Annotated in this window: 17 protein-coding genes; 14 read left to right on the top strand and 3 right to left on the bottom strand. The window is 64.0% G+C overall.

The features are described from left to right. The first annotated feature begins 224 nt into the window (after nucleotides 1–224). The 13 genes from L0D18_RS04385 to L0D18_RS04325 all read left to right on the top strand — a co-directional run bounded on the left by L0D18_RS04385 (nucleotide 225) and on the right by L0D18_RS04325 (nucleotide 12,644). Nucleotides 225–1,640 carry an HD-GYP domain-containing protein gene (locus L0D18_RS04385; protein WP_243027613.1) on the top strand — a complete coding sequence of 472 codons (1,416 nt, stop codon included), beginning with the start codon at nucleotides 225–227 and terminating at the stop codon, nucleotides 1,638–1,640. A gap of 50 nt (nucleotides 1,641–1,690) precedes the next feature. Next, complete coding sequence (locus L0D18_RS04380; RefSeq protein WP_243027611.1) at nucleotides 1,691–2,185, top strand: DUF5317 domain-containing protein; 495 nt, start codon at nucleotides 1,691–1,693, stop codon at nucleotides 2,183–2,185. An 81-nt stretch (nucleotides 2,186–2,266) separates the two neighbouring features. Continuing rightward, nucleotides 2,267–3,271, top strand: a complete 1,005-nt coding sequence (locus L0D18_RS04375; protein WP_243027610.1) for a homoisocitrate dehydrogenase — start codon at nucleotides 2,267–2,269, stop codon at nucleotides 3,269–3,271. 178 nt (nucleotides 3,272–3,449) lie between these two features. Then, nucleotides 3,450–4,583 carry a type IV pilus assembly protein PilM gene (gene pilM, locus L0D18_RS04370; RefSeq protein ID WP_243027609.1) on the top strand — a complete coding sequence of 378 codons (1,134 nt, stop codon included), beginning with the start codon at nucleotides 3,450–3,452 and terminating at the stop codon, nucleotides 4,581–4,583. Further along, entirely contained in the window at nucleotides 4,576–5,199 is a 624-nt protein-coding gene (locus L0D18_RS04365) for a flagellar protein FliT (protein WP_243027608.1), read from the top strand. The genes pilM and L0D18_RS04365 overlap by 8 nt, the downstream gene beginning before the upstream one ends. After that, nucleotides 5,189–5,812, top strand: coding sequence for a type IV pilus inner membrane component PilO (locus L0D18_RS04360; protein ID WP_243027814.1), 624 nt, complete (start codon nucleotides 5,189–5,191; stop codon nucleotides 5,810–5,812). The genes L0D18_RS04365 and L0D18_RS04360 overlap by 11 nt, the downstream gene beginning before the upstream one ends. Then, complete coding sequence (locus tag L0D18_RS04355; RefSeq protein ID WP_243027607.1) at nucleotides 5,809–6,762, top strand: competence protein; 954 nt, start codon at nucleotides 5,809–5,811, stop codon at nucleotides 6,760–6,762. Before L0D18_RS04360 ends, L0D18_RS04355 begins: the two co-directional genes overlap by 4 nt. A 23-nt stretch (nucleotides 6,763–6,785) precedes the next feature. Continuing rightward, nucleotides 6,786–9,035: a secretin N-terminal domain-containing protein gene (locus tag L0D18_RS04350; RefSeq protein ID WP_243027606.1), complete on the top strand. Its 2,250-nt coding sequence runs from the start codon at nucleotides 6,786–6,788 to the stop codon at nucleotides 9,033–9,035. A gap of 141 nt (nucleotides 9,036–9,176) precedes the next feature. Next, on the top strand, nucleotides 9,177–10,328 hold the full coding sequence (aroC, locus tag L0D18_RS04345; RefSeq protein WP_243027605.1) for a chorismate synthase: 1,152 nt from the start codon (nucleotides 9,177–9,179) through the stop codon (nucleotides 10,326–10,328). Between the two features lie 105 nt (nucleotides 10,329–10,433). Then, entirely contained in the window at nucleotides 10,434–10,988 is a 555-nt protein-coding gene (locus L0D18_RS04340; RefSeq protein WP_243027604.1) for a shikimate kinase, read from the top strand. Then, nucleotides 10,966–12,021, top strand: a complete 1,056-nt coding sequence (locus tag L0D18_RS04335) for a 3-dehydroquinate synthase (protein WP_243027603.1) — start codon at nucleotides 10,966–10,968, stop codon at nucleotides 12,019–12,021. The genes L0D18_RS04340 and L0D18_RS04335 overlap by 23 nt, the downstream gene beginning before the upstream one ends. A gap of 12 nt (nucleotides 12,022–12,033) precedes the next feature. Further along, entirely contained in the window at nucleotides 12,034–12,261 is a 228-nt protein-coding gene (locus tag L0D18_RS04330) for a type II toxin-antitoxin system Phd/YefM family antitoxin (RefSeq protein WP_243027601.1), read from the top strand. Beyond that, nucleotides 12,249–12,644 carry a type II toxin-antitoxin system VapC family toxin gene (locus L0D18_RS04325; protein ID WP_243027599.1) on the top strand — a complete coding sequence of 132 codons (396 nt, stop codon included), beginning with the start codon at nucleotides 12,249–12,251 and terminating at the stop codon, nucleotides 12,642–12,644. Before L0D18_RS04330 ends, L0D18_RS04325 begins: the two co-directional genes overlap by 13 nt. Nucleotides 12,645–12,649: 5 nt before the next feature. Here the strand turns inward: L0D18_RS04325 and rsmF are convergent, their stop codons facing one another. Continuing rightward, nucleotides 12,650–14,017 carry a 16S rRNA (cytosine(1407)-C(5))-methyltransferase RsmF gene (gene rsmF, locus L0D18_RS04320; protein WP_243027597.1) on the bottom strand — a complete coding sequence of 456 codons (1,368 nt, stop codon included), beginning with the start codon at nucleotides 14,015–14,017 and terminating at the stop codon, nucleotides 12,650–12,652. Nucleotides 14,018–14,136: 119 nt separating this feature from the next. On the opposite strand from rsmF, the gene acpS reads away from it, so the two are divergent. Beyond that, nucleotides 14,137–14,514, top strand: a complete 378-nt coding sequence (acpS, locus tag L0D18_RS04315; protein ID WP_243027596.1) for a holo-ACP synthase — start codon at nucleotides 14,137–14,139, stop codon at nucleotides 14,512–14,514. On the opposite strand, the gene L0D18_RS04310 is transcribed toward acpS, so the two are convergent. Beyond that, complete coding sequence (locus L0D18_RS04310; protein ID WP_243027594.1) at nucleotides 14,492–14,857, bottom strand: DUF4870 domain-containing protein; 366 nt, start codon at nucleotides 14,855–14,857, stop codon at nucleotides 14,492–14,494. The two genes, acpS and L0D18_RS04310, sit on opposite strands and share 23 nt — an antisense overlap. A gap of 24 nt (nucleotides 14,858–14,881) precedes the next feature. Beyond that, nucleotides 14,882–15,457: a 1-acyl-sn-glycerol-3-phosphate acyltransferase gene (locus tag L0D18_RS04305; RefSeq protein WP_243027593.1), complete on the bottom strand. Its 576-nt coding sequence runs from the start codon at nucleotides 15,455–15,457 to the stop codon at nucleotides 14,882–14,884. Between the last annotated feature and the right edge of the window lie 30 nt (nucleotides 15,458–15,487).

The following is a 15,487-nucleotide window of genomic DNA, read 5'->3' as shown; positions in this document are numbered from 1 at the left end:
CCTCTAAAGTGAAAAACAAGCAAACGGGGCCAACCCCCCGGAAGCTTCGAAAAGGAGGGATGAGGATGAAGAAGCTGATCGCTAAGGTTCTGGCGCTTCTCGGCTCCCTGGTGGCTTTGGGACTGGCGGCAGGGGCTTCTGCGCACTGGCAGTAAAAACGGCCACAAGCTGGCCGTTTTTTCTTTGGCCCCCGGGTGGGGGCCTTGTGCTATCCTTAGGCCAGTATGCTGCAAAAGCTCCGCCGCCTGGACCTGCCCCCACCCCGGGTGCTGGCCTATATCCTTGCGGTCTTCGCCAGCTTCGTGGTCCTGGAAGGGTACCTGGCCCTAAGCTACGGCTTCCGCCTTCCCCCAGCCGGCCTAAGCTGGTTTGACCTCCTCTTCTGGGCGGCTTTGGTCTTCTGGAGCGTGCGGGTGGAGATCCGCCTGCCCCTAAACGCCAGCATGAGCCACCTTTTCCTCTTCGCCCTGGCCCTGGTGGTCCTCGCCCCCCCCTGGCTTGCCCCCCTTTGGGTATTTCTATTCCAATATAGCGGCAATACCTGGTACAAGCAGCTCTTCAACCGCTCCCAAGACGCCCTCGCCACCCTGGCCGCGGCCCTGGTCTGGCAGTTTTTCCAGGCTAACCGCCTCTTTCTGGGAACCCTGGACCTGAGCGCGGGGGTGGGCATAGCCCTGGCGGCGACCACCTTCTTCTTGATTAACACCGCTTTGGTCTCCTTGGTTATCCACCTGGCCAGCGGCACCCCCTTAAGGGAGGTATGGAGAAAAAACTTCGGTTGGCTTACGGTCAGCTATTTCCTCCTCTCCCCCCTGGCCCTCCTCCTAGCCCGGGCCTACGAAACCCCGCTTCTGGGCGGCTGGGGGGGCTGGACGGTTCTTTTTTTCCTGATACCCCTTTACTATAGCCGCTTCTACTGGGACGAGAAGGTGCGGCTGGAGCAGGCCTTTGATGCCACCCTAGAAGTCCTCATGCACGCCCTGGAGGCCAAGGAAAAGGAAACCCGCCTGCACTCCGAGCGCGTGGCCGACATTGCTTCTGACATGGCGCGGGCTTTGTACCAGGACGAGGCCAAGGCCCAAGAGATCTACCGGGCCGCCCGGCTCCACGACATCGGCAAGATCGGCGTTCCGGAAGCCCTCCTCCTGAAGCCGGATAAGCTCACCCCCCGGGAGTACGAGATTGTGCAAAGCCACACCACCAAGGGGGTGGAGCTCCTTAAGCCCGCAGAAAAGGTGGCCTTCGGCCCTTTGGTCTATAACGTAATCCTCCACCACCACGAGCGCTGGGACGGCCGCGGCTACCCCAAGGGGCTTGCCGGGCACGAGATCCCCGAGGAGGCCCGCATCGTGGGCCTGGCCGACGCCTACGAGGCCATGACCGCAGGCCGCCCCTACCGCAAGGCCAAGCCCTCGGAGGAGGCCCTAAAGGAAATCCAGGACCTTTCCGGCATCCAGTTTGATCCCAAGCTGGTCAAGCTCTTCACCCAGCTTTGGCACGCGAACCCCTTGTGGCGCGACCGCGAAGCTTATCTGCAAGCAAAGGAGGGACCCCTATCACGCTCTACCTTGCCGCAACTCTATTCGGAATCGGCCTCGCCCTCGCCCTCGGAGCCAGACCCAAGGACCTCGGGGGAATAGAGCTTAGAACCCCTTGGGCCTTCCTTCTGGCCGCCCTGGCGGAGGGGGGCTTGGCCTATGGTACCTACCGCGGTTTATTCCGGCCCGAGTGGGCGGGCCCCTTGGCCAAGACGCTGGTCCTCGCACTGGTGGGCTATGGGCTTTACCAGAACCGGCACCTGAAAAGCCTCTACCTGGTCCTCCTGGGTCTAGCCTTGAATACGCTGGTTATCTTTGCCAACGGAGGCCACATGCCGGTCAGCCTAGATGCCTTAAAAAAGGCGGGCATTGAGGGCTGGGAGGACCTTCTAAAAACCAGGGGCGACGCCGTCCATACCCTCCTGGACGAGTCCACCCGCCTCCCCTTCCTGGGGGATGTTATCGCCCTTCCCCCTTTGCGCAAGGCGGCCAGTTTAGGAGACCTCTTCGTCCTGGCGGGCATAGCCGGGGTGGTGGTGGAAGGAGCCTTAAGGGCCAGTGGGAGACGGCTTCCCAGGCGCCAGGCAGCCTTACGGGTTTTGGCCCTGCTCCTTGGGGTCCTCATCCTCCTTGCCCTACGGGCCTAGAGCAGAAAGCCATCGTCCCCATGGGCAAGAGTGGTGTAGTGTATATTCCCAAGGGGGCTTGCTCCCAAGTCCGGAGGCAACATGGCGTACCGCATCTGCTTGATAGAAGGGGACGGCATCGGCCACGAGGTGGTGCCCGCGACCAGGAAGGTTCTGGAAGCCACCGGCTTACCCATAGAGTTTGTGGAGGCCGAGGCGGGCTGGGAGACCTTTGAGCGAAGAGGGGTTTCTGTCCCCGAGGAAACCGTGGAAAAAATCCTTTCCTGCCAGGCCACCCTCTTCGGCGCCGCCACCAGCCCGACCCGCAAGGTGCCGGGTTTCTTTGGGGCCATCCGCTACCTCAGGCGCAGGCTGGACCTTTACGCCAACGTGCGTCCCGCCAAAAGCCGGCCCATACCGGGAAGCCGGGATGGGGTGGACCTCATCATCGTGAGGGAGAACACCGAAGGCCTTTACGTGGAGCAGGAACGGCGCTACTTGGATGTGGCCATTGCCGATGCGGTGATCTCCAGGAAAGCCAGTGAGCGCATCGGGCGGGTGGCCTTGAAGCTGGCGGAAGGCCGGCCCAGGAAGACCCTCCACATCGCCCACAAGGCCAACGTGCTCCCGGTAACCCAGGGGCTTTTCCTGGATACGGTGCGGGAGGTGGCCAAGGACTATCCCCTGGTGAACGTGCAGGACATTATCGTGGACAACTGCGCCATGCAGCTGGTCATGCGCCCCGAGCGCTTTGACGTGATCGTCACCACCAACCTCCTGGGGGATATCCTTTCCGACCTTACGGCGGGCCTGGTGGGGGGGCTGGGCCTGGCCCCTTCCGCCAACATCGGGGATACCACCGCCCTTTTTGAGCCGGTGCATGGCTCCGCCCCCGACATCGCCGGCCAAGGCATCGCCAATCCCACCGCCGCCATCCTTTCCGCCGCCATGATGCTGGAGTACCTGGGGGAAAAGGAGGCCGCCAAAAGGGTGGAGAAGGCGGTGGACCTAACCCTGGAAAAGGGCCCCCGCACCCCCGACTTGGGAGGGACTGCTACCACAGAGGCCTTTACCAAGGCGGTGGTGGACACCCTTAAAGCCCTATAAAGGCCTTTACCCCTTGTCCCCTCGAGGCCCTCGAGGGGATGTAGGGTGCTCTTAAAGCAGATGCCTTTAGGATAGGGGGAGGAATGGCGGCAAGAATACCCTCTCCCATTTCCGCCAAGACCACGTATAATGGTTGCAGGCTGATATCCCTTATGTCGCCGAGGGTTAAGGAGGTAAGGTGCTCTCAGGTTTTCGCAGGCTATTCCAACCCCGCGTGGAGGCGCTAGGCCTAGAAATCGGCGCCGCGAGCCTAAAACTGGTGGAGCTTTCCGGAAATCCTCCTACCCTGCGGGCCGTCGCTAGCCGGCCCCTCACCCCCGGGGTCCTGGTGGAAGGGGTGGTGACCGAGCCCCAGGCCCTGGCCCAGGAACTCAAAGAACTCCTAGCAGAAGCCAAGGTGCGCAAGCGCTATGTGGTCACCGCCGTGCCCAACCCCAGCGTCATCCTCCGCACCCTGCAAGTACCCAAGATGCCCCTAAAGGAGATGGAGGAGGCCGTGCGCTGGGAGGCGGAGCGCTACATCCCCTTCCCCATAGACGAGGTGGTGCTGGATTTTGCTCCCTTGGACCCCCTGGCCGAGGCAGCCGAGGGGGAGCAGGTGGAGGTGATGGTGGGGGCCGCCCGGCAGGAAGCGGTGGCTTCCCTGCTGGAGGCCTTGCGGGGAGCCGGCCTGACCCCCATTGTCCTGGACGTAAAGCCCTTTGCCGGGCTCTATCCCCTGGAGGCCCAGCTCACCAGCGACCCGGAAGGGGTTTCCGTGGCCGTGGAGATCGGGGCCGATAGCACCAGCCTGGTCCTTCTCAAAGGCGATCGCCCCTTGGCGGTAAGGATCCTCACCCTTTCCGGTAAGGACTTCACCGAGGCCATCGGCAAGAGCTTCGGCCTGGACTTCCTCACCGCCGAGGAGGTGAAGCGCACCTACGGCTTGGCCACCATCCCCACCGAGGACGAGGAGCTTCTTTTGGACTTTGACGCCGAAAGGGAGCGGTACAGCCCCGCCAAGATCTACGACGCCATCCGCCCCGGGCTGGTGGAGCTCACCCAGGAGATCCGCAGGAGCCTAGAGTTCTTCCGGGTGCAACTGGGGGATATGCAACCAGAGGTGGGGTACCTCTATGGCGGGGGGAGCCGGCTTCGGGGTCTCGCCACCCTCCTCACGGATACCCTGGGGGTCAACTTCACTGTCCCCGACCCCTGGCAGGGTATCCAGGTGGATCCCAAGCGCTTTGACCTGGAAAAGCTAAGGGAGTTGGGCGCAGAGTTCATGGTGCCCGTGGGCCTGGCCCTAAGGGGGGTGATGCCCCTTGATTAGGCTTAACCTCCTCCCCAAAAACCTGCGCCGGCGCGTGGAACCAGGCTGGTGGCGCCTAGCGGCAGCCACCTTTGCCCTGGTGGTGCTTTCGGTACTGGGAATCCTCCACTACGGAGCGTATACGGAGCTTACCCAAACCAAGGCGGAGCGGGACGCCCTAAGGGCCGAGGTGGAAGCCCTGAAACCCTTCATCGCCGAGCAAAACCGCCTGGAGCAGGAAAGGAAGGCCCTCGAGGCCCTCCTGGCCATCCGGGAAGGCCTGAAGAAGAGCTTTGTCCCTTGGTCGGATTATCTGGCCACCTTCATCCGCCAGATTCCCCAAGAAGGGGGGCGGCTTCCCGTGGCCCTGCGCTCCGTGGGCACCCGGGCCATTCCCGAGGAGGAGGCCACCCGGATGGCCCAGGCAGGCACCTTTGACGGCAAGCGGGTGCGGGTGGAGTTCACCGTACAGGGGGAGGCGCTAAACCAAAACGCCCTAGTGAGCTTCGTGCGGGCTTTTGAAACCTCCCCCCGCTTTGGCATAGAGTTCCAAGGGGCTTCCTTGGACCAGAACCGGGGGCTTTACACCTTCAGCGCCCGGGTGGGCTTGGTGGGGGGTGAGGAAAGTGCTCGCTAGGCTGGGACAGCGGGAATGGGCCCTGATCGCCATCGCCCTCACCCTGGTGGTGGCCCTTCTCTGGTACTTCCTCCTCATCGTCCCCATGCGCCAGGAAACGGAAACCGTGCGCCAAGAGATTGAGAGGCTCATCCCCGAGCGGAATAGGGGGCGCCAGGCCCAGCGGGCCCTGCCTGAACTCCGGGCGGCCATCGCAGAATTGCAAGCGGAGCGCCAGGCCTTCCTCAGGGCCCTTCCCCGAGAAGAACGCCTGGCCCAGGTCTTGAACGAGATCCTGACCGAGGCCCTGCGAAGCGGGGTCACGGTACGTTCCTTCACCCGCTCCCCCACCTCGGCCCCGGTACCCGAGGTGCGGGCGGTGAACCTGGCCCTCTCCCTCGAGGCGCCTTTCCCCGAGACCTATGCCTACCTGAAGCGCCTGGAGGAGCTTTCCCGCTTTAGCTCTCTTTCCGGGGTTAACCTCAGCGTCCAGGGTCAGGACGTAAACCCCCTTCTCTCCACCAGCTTGACCCTAACCCTCTACGTGCTGGCCAAGGACCTCGGCCAGCCTGAAGGCGCTACCCAGACGCAAGGAGCTCCATCGCCGCCAGGAGGACAAGGAGGTGGTCGGTGAAATCCCTTCTCCCACGCCTGGTCGAGGCCTGGCGGAACCTACCCCAGTCCACCAAGATCCTTTTGGCGGGCCTCCTCTTGGTGAGCGCCGTGGCGATCTGGTACGTGGGCCTCTACTTGCCCGCCCAGGTGCCCGCGGTGGCCGAGCCCATCCCTGTCCCTGCACCCCAGGCCACCCCCAAGACCATAGAGGCACCTCCCATCCCTCCCCTCCAGGCGGAGCCTCAAGCCACGGCAACCCCGCCCTCTCCAGGACCCACACCCCCTAAGGCCCAGGCGGAAAGACCCCAGGCCACGGAAGCCGCAAAGGCCCGAGCCCCGGTGCCGGTGCCGCAACCCCAAAAGGAAGCTCCCCTCCCCAATCCCTTCGTGCCCTTGGTGGCGGAGGCCCCACCCCCTGCTCCCCTGCCCACCCCTACCCCAGCCCCCAGACCCCAGCCCGTGCCCACGGGAGCCCCTGTACGGGTGAGCCCCGGAACCCCCTTGCCCGCCCCCACCGTGGCCCAAACGCCACCCCGACCCCTTCCCGGGAGCCAAGGGGCCCTGCCTGCTCCCAAGGTGCTGGCGCCAGCCTTCCGGGCGGAAACACCCAAGGCTGAGTTGGAAGCCCCTCCCATCCTCACCCCACCGGCTGGGCTTGTGGAAACCCCCTTGCCCACCCAAGCACCATCAGAGGAAGGGAAGGGCGAACCTGTCCCCACCCCTGCCAAAACCCCTTTGCGAACCCTGGTGGAGGAAAGGGGACTCAAGCTGGCAGGCACGCTTCTAGGCCCGGTGAGCGTGGCCATCCTGGAAAGCAAGGAGGGGTACCTGGTGTTACCCGTGGGCAGCCCTCTCCCCAACAGTGAAGCGGTGATCCGGCGCATAGAAAGCGACCGCCTGGTGTTGGCCCTGAAGGACGAGAGTTTGGAAATCGCTTTAGAAAATACGCAAGCGGGAGGTGGCCAGTGAGGAAAGCCCTGATAACCGTATTGATGCCTGCCCTTTTAGCCTTGGGCCCGGATGCCCTGGCGGGAAGCCTGCCCCAGGAACCCCGTTTTGACGCCAGGGTGGACCTAAAGGTTTCCGAAAGCCAGGTGCGAACCGGGTTCACCCTGCCCTTGGATGTGGTCCTGGAAGCCCTGGCCCGAAGCGTAGGCCTCCAGCCCCTTATCTACCGGGCTTACGATGCCAGCGGGGACCCGGCCAAGGCCCAGCCCCCCTTGCCCAACATCAAGCTGGACTTCCAGGGCAAGCCCTTCCGGGAGGTCTGGGACCTCCTCTTCGCCACCTACGGCACCCAGTTCAACCTGGATTACCTCCTCCTGCCCCCGGATGTGGTGGTGGTGGCCCCCACCCAGGTGATCACCGCCTTGGTGGACGCCCCCAGCCGCACCGGGGCCATGGAGCGGAAGCCCTACCTGGTGGCCATCCCCGAGATCGCCTACCGGCGCACGGAAACCGATGCCCAGGGGCAGGCCCGTACCCTGGTCAACATACAAGGGGCCAAGGACTGGGTGCAAAACGACCTCCTCCCCTTCCTCTCCCGGGAAGCCTCGGGGCTTAGCGTGAACTGGATCGTGGTGGAGGAAGGGGGGAAGCTCAGGGCTCTCCTCTCGGTCCTGGCCACCCCCGAGCAACACGCCCGCTTCTCCGATATCCTCCAGCGGGCGGGGATTGACTTCCGCCCCCTGCCCCCCCTCACCCTTCCCAAGCCCCGGGTGGAGCGGACCTACACCCTCACCCACGCCGCCTTCCCTGAGCTTCTCCCCTTTTTGCAAACCCAGGTACCTAGCGCCCAGATTGCCCCCGTCCCCACCGACCCCAAGCGAGCCCTTATCACCGCCACGGAAGAGGACCATGCCCGCCTCGCCGAGCTCCTTAAGACCGCCGACGTGCCCAAGCCCACTCCGGTGGTGCGCCGCGTCTACGCCCTGCAAAACCTTACCTTCCAAGAAGCCCAGGAAAGACTGAGGCCCCTCTTGGAAAAGGAGCTTAAAGGAGCCCGCCTGGAAGCCATCCCCAATAACCCCAAAGCCCTCCTCCTGGAAGCCACCGAAACCGACCAGGCCCTCTTCGCCGAGATCCTCAAGGCCGCGGACGTGCCCCCCCAGGTGGCCCCGCCCACCCAAGAGGCCACGGTGCGCCGGCTTTACCCCTTGCGCTTCGCTGACGCCGAGAAGGTGGCCCCCTTCCTGGCCCGGGAGGTGCCGGGCATCGTGGTGCAGACGGTGCCCGGGCAACCTGTTCTTTCCGTGCGGGGCACGGAGAAGCAACTGGCCGAGGTGGAAACCCTCCTGGCCCAGATCGACCGGGCCCCGGAGCAGGGTCCGCCCGTCTTCCAACGCTCCTACCAGCTCTCCAACGCCAAGGCCTCGGAGCTGGCCAAGGTGCTCCAGGAGGCCTTGCAGGCCCAAAAGGCCCAAGGCCAGGGTCCAGGGCAACCCCAAACCCCAGGACGCCAGGCCACGGTGGTGGCGGACGAGCGCACCAACACCCTGATCGTCACCGGGACCCAGGAGGACCTGGCCCTGGTGGAAGGCCTTATCCCCAAACTGGACCAGGCGGTGCCCCAGGTGAGCCTAAGGGTGCGCATCCAGGAGGTGCAGTCCAACTTCACCCGCAACCTGGGCCTGAAGTGGAACACCATAGCTGGGGGCAACGTGGCGGCCAGCATCCTGGACACAGGGCTATCCCTCATCTTTGATAGCACCCGGAGCCTGGCCGCCCTCAACATCCTCGCCACCCTCGAGGCCCTCCAGCGCCAAGGCCTTTCCCGGGCCCTAAGGGACGTGAACCAAACCGTGCTCAACAACCAGACCGCCCGCCTACAGTCTGGGGAAACCTTCCTCATCCGCCGGGTGGTGGATAATCGGGTGGAGCGGGTGCCCTTTGACATCGGCATCATCGTGGAGGTCACCCCCCAGATCACCGCCGACGGGCAGATCCTCCTCAACATCAAGGCGGAGGTTTCCGGAAACGTCCAGCGCAACCCCGTGGACGGGGATGTGGACCGCTTCACCAAGCAGGTGGTGACCACCACCTTACGGGTGCGGGACGGGCAGACGGTGGTCCTGGGAGGCCTTACCTCCCAGGAGAACAACCAAGTGCAACAGGGAGTCCCCCTCCTCATGGACATCCCCTTGATCGGGGAGCTCTTCAAGCAAAGGAGCCAGGAAACCACGGACCGAGAGCTTCTAGTGGTCATCACCGCCGATATCGTCAAGGAAACCGCAAGCCGCTAGCCTCTTTAGATGGCCAGGGAGGCAGGGCCCAAAGGGTCTAGGCTTCCCTGGCTTTGTTGGTGCGTGGCCCTTTTGGCGGCCATTCTGGCCCTCCCTACCTTCCTGCGGTAAACCTGGGGGAATCTACCCTACAATGGGCCCATGAGGTTTCTCACCGCAGGCGAGTCCCATGGCCCCGAGCTTCTGGCCATCATTGAGGGCCTACCCGCCGGTATTCCCCTTACCGAGGAGGACATCAACCCCTGGCTGGAGAAAAGGCAGAAGGGGTATGGCCGGGGCAGGCGCATGGTCATAGAGACCGACCGGGTGGAGTTCCGGGCCGGTATCCGGGCCGGGCGGACCACGGGAGCCCCCGTGGCCTTGGCTATCCGGAACACCGACCACCGCAACTGGGTGGAGATCATGGACCCCGCCCCGGGAAACGAGCCCCGTAAAAAGGCCCTCACCGCCCCTCGCCCGGGCCACGCCGACCTGTCCGGAGGCATCAAGTACGGCCACAAGGACCTAAGGGACGTGCTGGAGAGGGCCAGCGCCCGGGAGACCGCCATGCGGGTGGCGGTAGGAGCGGTGGCCCTAAAGCTCTTAAGCCTCCTAGGGGTGGAAGGGGTGGGCTATGTACCGGGGATGGCTGGGGTCTGGAGCCAAGTTCCCTTCTCCTGGGAGCTCCTTCCCCGCATTGAGGAAAGCCCCTTGCGCATGACCGACCTTGAGGCGGAAGCCCAGGTGATAAGGCTCATAGATGAGGCCAAGGCGGAAGGGGACACCTTAGGCGGGGTGATTGAGGCCCGCTTCCGCGGCCTGGTGCCGGGCCTAGGGAGCCATGTGCACTGGGACCGCAAGCTGGATGGCCGCCTGGCCCAGATGGCCCTTTCCATCCCCGCGGTAAAGGGGGTGGAGATCGGCCCCGCCTTCCAAAACGCCATGAAACGCGGCTCCGAGGTGCACGATGCCATCTACTGGAGCCCGGAGCGGGGGTTTTACCGCCGGACCAACCGGGCGGGGGGCCTCGAGGGGGGCATGACCACGGGGGAAGAACTCATCCTCCGGGCCGCCCTCAAGCCCATTGCCACCCTGATGAAACCCCTGCCCACCGTGGATGTGGTGACCCACCAGCCCGCGGATGCCGCCAGGGAGCGCTCCGATGTCACCGCGGTGCCCGCGGCCAGCGTAATCCTCTGTGCCCTTTCCGCCATCGTGCTGGCCCAGGCCTACCTGGAAAAGTTTGGTGGGGATACCCTGGAGGAAATCCAGGAAAGGGTGGAGCGGTACAAGGCCCGGGTCCTGGCCTACTGATACCGTCCCACCGTGGCCCTAACCTGGGGGGGAGCTGGCAAATGGCCCTACCCACTCAGTCCCGGGTGGACCCGGGAGGACGGCCTGGCGAGATAGGATAAGTCAATGGCCCGTTTGGAAATCCCCCGCCCCGCCACCTTCATAAGCCTCACCGGCTTCATGGGGGTGGGGAAAAGCCGCATTGGCCGGGAGCTGGCCCGCACCCTCATGCTCCACTTCATTGACCTGGACCGTTACATTGAAAGGCGCACGGGAATCTCCATCCCCGATATCTTCCGCCACCTGGGGGAGGAGACCTTCCGAAAAATGGAACGGGAAGCGGTGGGGGAGCTTATGCAGAAGGAATACCTGGTCCTCTCCTTGGGTGGGGGAACCTTCATGGACCCGGAAAACCGCAAAAGGCTTCTCCATAGGGGCCCGGTGGTGGCCCTATGGGCTAGCCCGGAAACCATCCTGGAAAGGGCTTCCCGCAAACCCGGGGAAAGGCCCCTTTTGCAGGTGGAAAACCCATTAGAAAGGATAAGGACCCTCCTCGAGGCCCGCACCCCCATCTACCGGGAGGCCCACATCCACGTTTCCACCGACGAGCGCCGGGTAGAAGAGGTGGTGGCGGAAATTGTGGCGAAACTTTGGGAATATGCGAAGGCTAAGCGTGCGTGAACCGGTTGCCTACCCCATCCTGATTGGGGAAGGGGTTCTGGAGGAGATACCCCCCCTGGAAGGCCCCCTGGCCCTCCTCTACGACCGCCAGGTGGAAGGTTTCGCCCGGGAGTTGGCTGAAAGGCTCAGGGTGGAGCACCGTCTGGGTGTGGAAGGGGGGGAGGGTGCCAAAACCCTCGCCGTCTATGGCCAGGTGCTTTCCTTCCTGGCGCAAAGGGCCCTTCCCCGGAACACCACCTTGCTGGTGGTGGGCGGAGGTACCCTTACGGACCTCGGAGGCTTCGTGGCCGCCACCTACCTGCGGGGCATCCCCTACCTCTCCTTCCCCACCACCACCTTAAGCGTGGTGGACGCCAGCGTGGGGGGCAAGACGGGCATCAACCTCCCCGAGGGGAAGAACCTGGTGGGGGCCTTCCACTTCCCCAAAGGGGTGTATGCGGAACTGGAAACCCTCAAAACCCTTCCCGCCTTCACCTTCAAGGAGGGGCTGGTGGAGGCCTTCAAGCACGGGCTCATCTCCGGGGAGGAGGGGCTTTTGCAGGTGGAAGACCTAGGCCCGGAAAGCCCCCGCCTCGAGGCCTACCTGGCCCAGGCGGTGGCGGTGAAGGTGGCCATCACCGAGCGGGACCCTTTGGAGAAAGGGGAAAGAAGGCTTTTAAACCTGGGGCACACCCTGGGGCACGCCCTGGAGGCCTACACCCGCCATGCCCTGCCCCACGGGGCCGCGGTGGCCTATGGCCTCCTCTACGCGGCCCTTCTGGGCCGGGCCCTGGGGGGCGAGGACCTGACCTCCTTAGCCCTCCGCCTCCTCCGGTGGCTCAGCCCACCCCCCCTGCCTTTCCTCCTTTGGGAAGATCTTCTCCCCTATCTCCTGAGGGACAAAAAGAAGCTCTCCCAAAGCCTCCACTGGGTGGTGCCCCTGGCCCCAGGCCGGCTTGTGGTGGAGCCCCTTCCCGAGGAAACCCTAAAGGAGGCCTTCGCCACCTGGCGGGGGGTCCTCGAGGACCTTGGTTTTTTTGACCAAACAAGTTAGTCTAATCTTCTTATGCGCAGGGTGAGCGTACATGAAGCCAAGGCCAAGCTCTCCCAACTTCTAGAGGCAGTGCGCCGGGGGGAGGAGATCGTCATCACCCGTTACGGCCGCCCCTTGGCCCGCTTGGAACCTTGGGAAAAGGGGGTAAAGCTAGGCATCCTAAACCACCTGGGGCCTGTAGATTGGGAAGCCTTCCACGCCCCCCTGCCGGAGGAGGAGTTAACGGCATGGGAGGGCTAAGGCTTCTCCTGGACACCCATACCCTCCTCTACGCCCTGATAGAACCCAAGCGCCTTTCCCCTCTCGCCAGAAGCTTGCTGGAGGACTCCCAAAACACCCGCCTGGTAAGCATGGCTTCCTTGTGGGAAATAGCCATCAAATCCCGGCTGGGCCGGTTTCCTCAGGGAGAGGCCGTACTGTCCGCTTATCCTGGCTGGCTGGAACCTCTGAAGGCCCGGGAACTCCCTATCCAAGGCCCCCATGCCCTCCTAGCCCCCACCCTTCCTGGAGACCACCGGGACCCCTTTGACCGCATGCTGGTAGCCCAAAGCCTCTTGGAAAGGGTTGTCCTCCTATCTCACGATGAAGCCCTGCGGGGCCTGGGCGCTTCCGTCCTGTGGTGAAAGGCCTAAAGCTCCACCCCTACCGGGCGGAGGACCCCGGCCTTGGCCTTGCCGAAGTCCAAGGGGAACTTCCCCACCTCGGTCTTCAGGACCACCAGGGCCAAGGGGATATCCTCCCCTTCCCAAGCCACGCCTTCACCCGTGGCCAAGGCCAGAGCCCGGGGGTCTTCCGGAAGAAGGGCCACCTCAGGGAGTTGGGGCCAAGGGAGGGTGGCGCCAAAGGCCAGGGCCAAGGCCTTGGCCGGGCGGAAGCGGCCCTTCTGCACCTGTCCCAGGTAGAGCCCAGGGGCTGGGGCCTTAAGGCCCGCCAAGGAAGGCATCTCCTCCGGGGCCAGGTAAAGGTGCCCCGAGCGCTCCCAGATGGGCCCCTCCAGCTCTAAACCCGCTTCCTTCAGAAAACCTCCCAGGGCCCTTCGGGCCTCCTGGCTCAAGGGGGGGATGCGCTCTTTGGGAGGCGTGCCCCAGGTGCCTCCCTCCTTACGGAAGCGGGCCAGAAAGTGGCCCTCCCCCTCCAGGCGGTGGGGCCAAAGGCGTGCGGTCTTCCTCAGCTCGGGGTGGCCATCCCCCCATTCCGGCACCCCCGGGGCAAAGAGGGGATGGTAGCGGGCCTCTTCTAAGTGGAATTCGGGGTGTTCCTTAAGAAAGTGGGCCACCACCCCCTCGTTCTCCTCAGGGGCAAAGGTGCAGGTGGAGTAGACCAGAACTCCTCCAGGCCCAAGAAGCCTGGCCGCCTGGGCTAGAAGGGCCTTTTGCACCTCAGAAGCCCTCCTGGGGGCCAAGGGCCCCCAGTGGCGGATGGCCTCCGGGTCCTTGCGGAACATGCCTTCGCCGGAACAAGGGGCATCCAGAAGGACCCGGTGGAAGTAGGCACCAAAGGCCTCGGCCAAGGCCTTGGGTGGGGCCTGGACCACGGCCGGCCCCGCCCCCCAGCGCTCCACGTTCTCCAGAAGGCCCCTAACCCGCTTGCCGTCCACCTCGTTGGCCACCAGAAGCCCTCTTCCCCCCATGCGGGCCAAGAGGTGAGTAGTCTTCCCCCCGGGGGCTGCCGCCAGGTCCAAAATCCGCTCCCCAGGTTGAGGGTCCAATAGCACCCCCACCGCCTGGGCGCTGGGCTCTTGGATGTAGTAAAGCCCAGCGTAGAAGAAGGGATGGGGCCCCGGCCTGGCCTCAGGGGGGTAGTAAAATCCTTCCGGACACCAGGGGATGGGCCTTAGGGGCCAGGGGGCAATCCTTTTCAAGTCCCCGGGAGAAAGCTTCAGGGTGTTCACCCTAAGGCCATAGCTCCTTTCCCCCTCCGTAAGGGCTCTTAGGAAAAGGGGAAACTCCTCCCCCAAAAGGGCCGCCATGCGGGAGAGAAAGGCCTTGGGCAACACCCGCGTACCCTAGCACGAAAAGCCCCCCAGGCTCAAGGGCCCTTTCCGGCTAAAATGCCCCTTGGGCACGACGGCCCCCGCGGGAAAAGGTAGACACGGGAAGGAAAGGCGTCCCAACCATGATTCAAGCCATCGGCACCGATTTGGTGGAGATCGAGAGGGTGCGGAAACTCCTTAAGCAGCACGGGGAGAAAGCCTTAAGGAGGCTTTTCACCCAGGAAGAGTTGGACTACGCCCTCCGCCACCAAGACCCCGTCCCGAGCCTAGCAGCCCGGATCGCCGCCAAGGAGGCCTTCCAGAAATGCTGGCCCGAGGGCCTTTCCTGGAAAGAGGTCTGGGTGGGGATGGAGGGGAGAAAACCGGTTCTACGCTTTGCCCCACAGCTCCAAGCCCGCCTTGGAGCCCAGGGCCTAGTGCCCCACCTTTCCCTAAGCCACGAAAGGGGCTATGCCCTGGCGCTGGTAGTCCTGGAGGCTAGGGCACCAGGCGCAGGATAAGGGCGTAGGTGTAATGTTCCCCTCTTCCCGCTGCCAAAGCCCCCTGGATCATGTTCCAAAGGACCAGAACCAAAAGGGCCAAGGCCAAAGGAAGGGCTACCACTAGCCCCACCACGGTGATGGCCAGGAGGAAAAGGGCCAGGCCGTAAAGGGTGTAGCTGATCTGGCCGTTTAGGGATTCCTTGGCGTGGGCCTGAACAAAGGGGCTCTTGGGACCCCATAGGAGTATGGCCAGCGGCAGGAGGATCTGGCCAATGAGGATGAAGTACCCCACCAGAGGAGCTAGGTGGGCCACCGCCGCCCAGGTGCGCTCTGGATCCGTCAAGGGGGTGGGTTGTTCCATGGGACTAGTCTACCCCGAACCCCTTTAGGCCACCTCCTCGGCCTCCTCCTCTCGGATGCGAATAGGCCCCTGCTTTTCAGGCCTTAGGCCCACCTTGTCCTGGTAAAAGGCCCGGATGGCCTCAAAATCCCGCCTCAGGTCCCCGCTGGGCCAGAGGTAGCCGCCAATCCCGATCTCCTTTTTGCGGAAGTCCACGTAGCCCAAGGCAATGGGAACCCCCGCCCTGAGGGCCATGTAGTAAAAACCCGAACGCCAATAAGGCGCCCTCCCCCGGGTGCCCTCAGGGGTGATGAGGATGGCGATTTCCTCTTCCTGCCGGAAGATCTCCGCCACGCCCTCCACCAGGTTGTTCCGGCGAGACCGATCCACCGGGATGCCGCCCAGGAGCCGCAAGAGCCAGCCCAAGGGGGGACGGAAAAGCTCCTTCTTCCCGAGCCAACGGGCGCGGATGCCCAAGGCCAAAAGGGCGAGAAGCCCCACCAAAAAGTCCCAGTTGGAGGTGTGGGGCGCACCGATCAACACGTATTTCCTGCTGGGGGGCGGGGGCATGTGGTACCGCCACCCCAAGGCTTTGAGGACCAAGCCCGCAAGCTGCCGCATACTCCGGAAGTATACCCTTTGTGCTACACT

It is taken from the genome of Thermus albus, assembly GCF_022760855.1.
Lineage (GTDB): Bacteria > Deinococcota > Deinococci > Deinococcales > Thermaceae > Thermus > Thermus albus.
The sequence above is the reverse complement of the archived record's forward strand: the minus strand, read 5'-3'. Positions and strand labels throughout refer to the sequence as shown.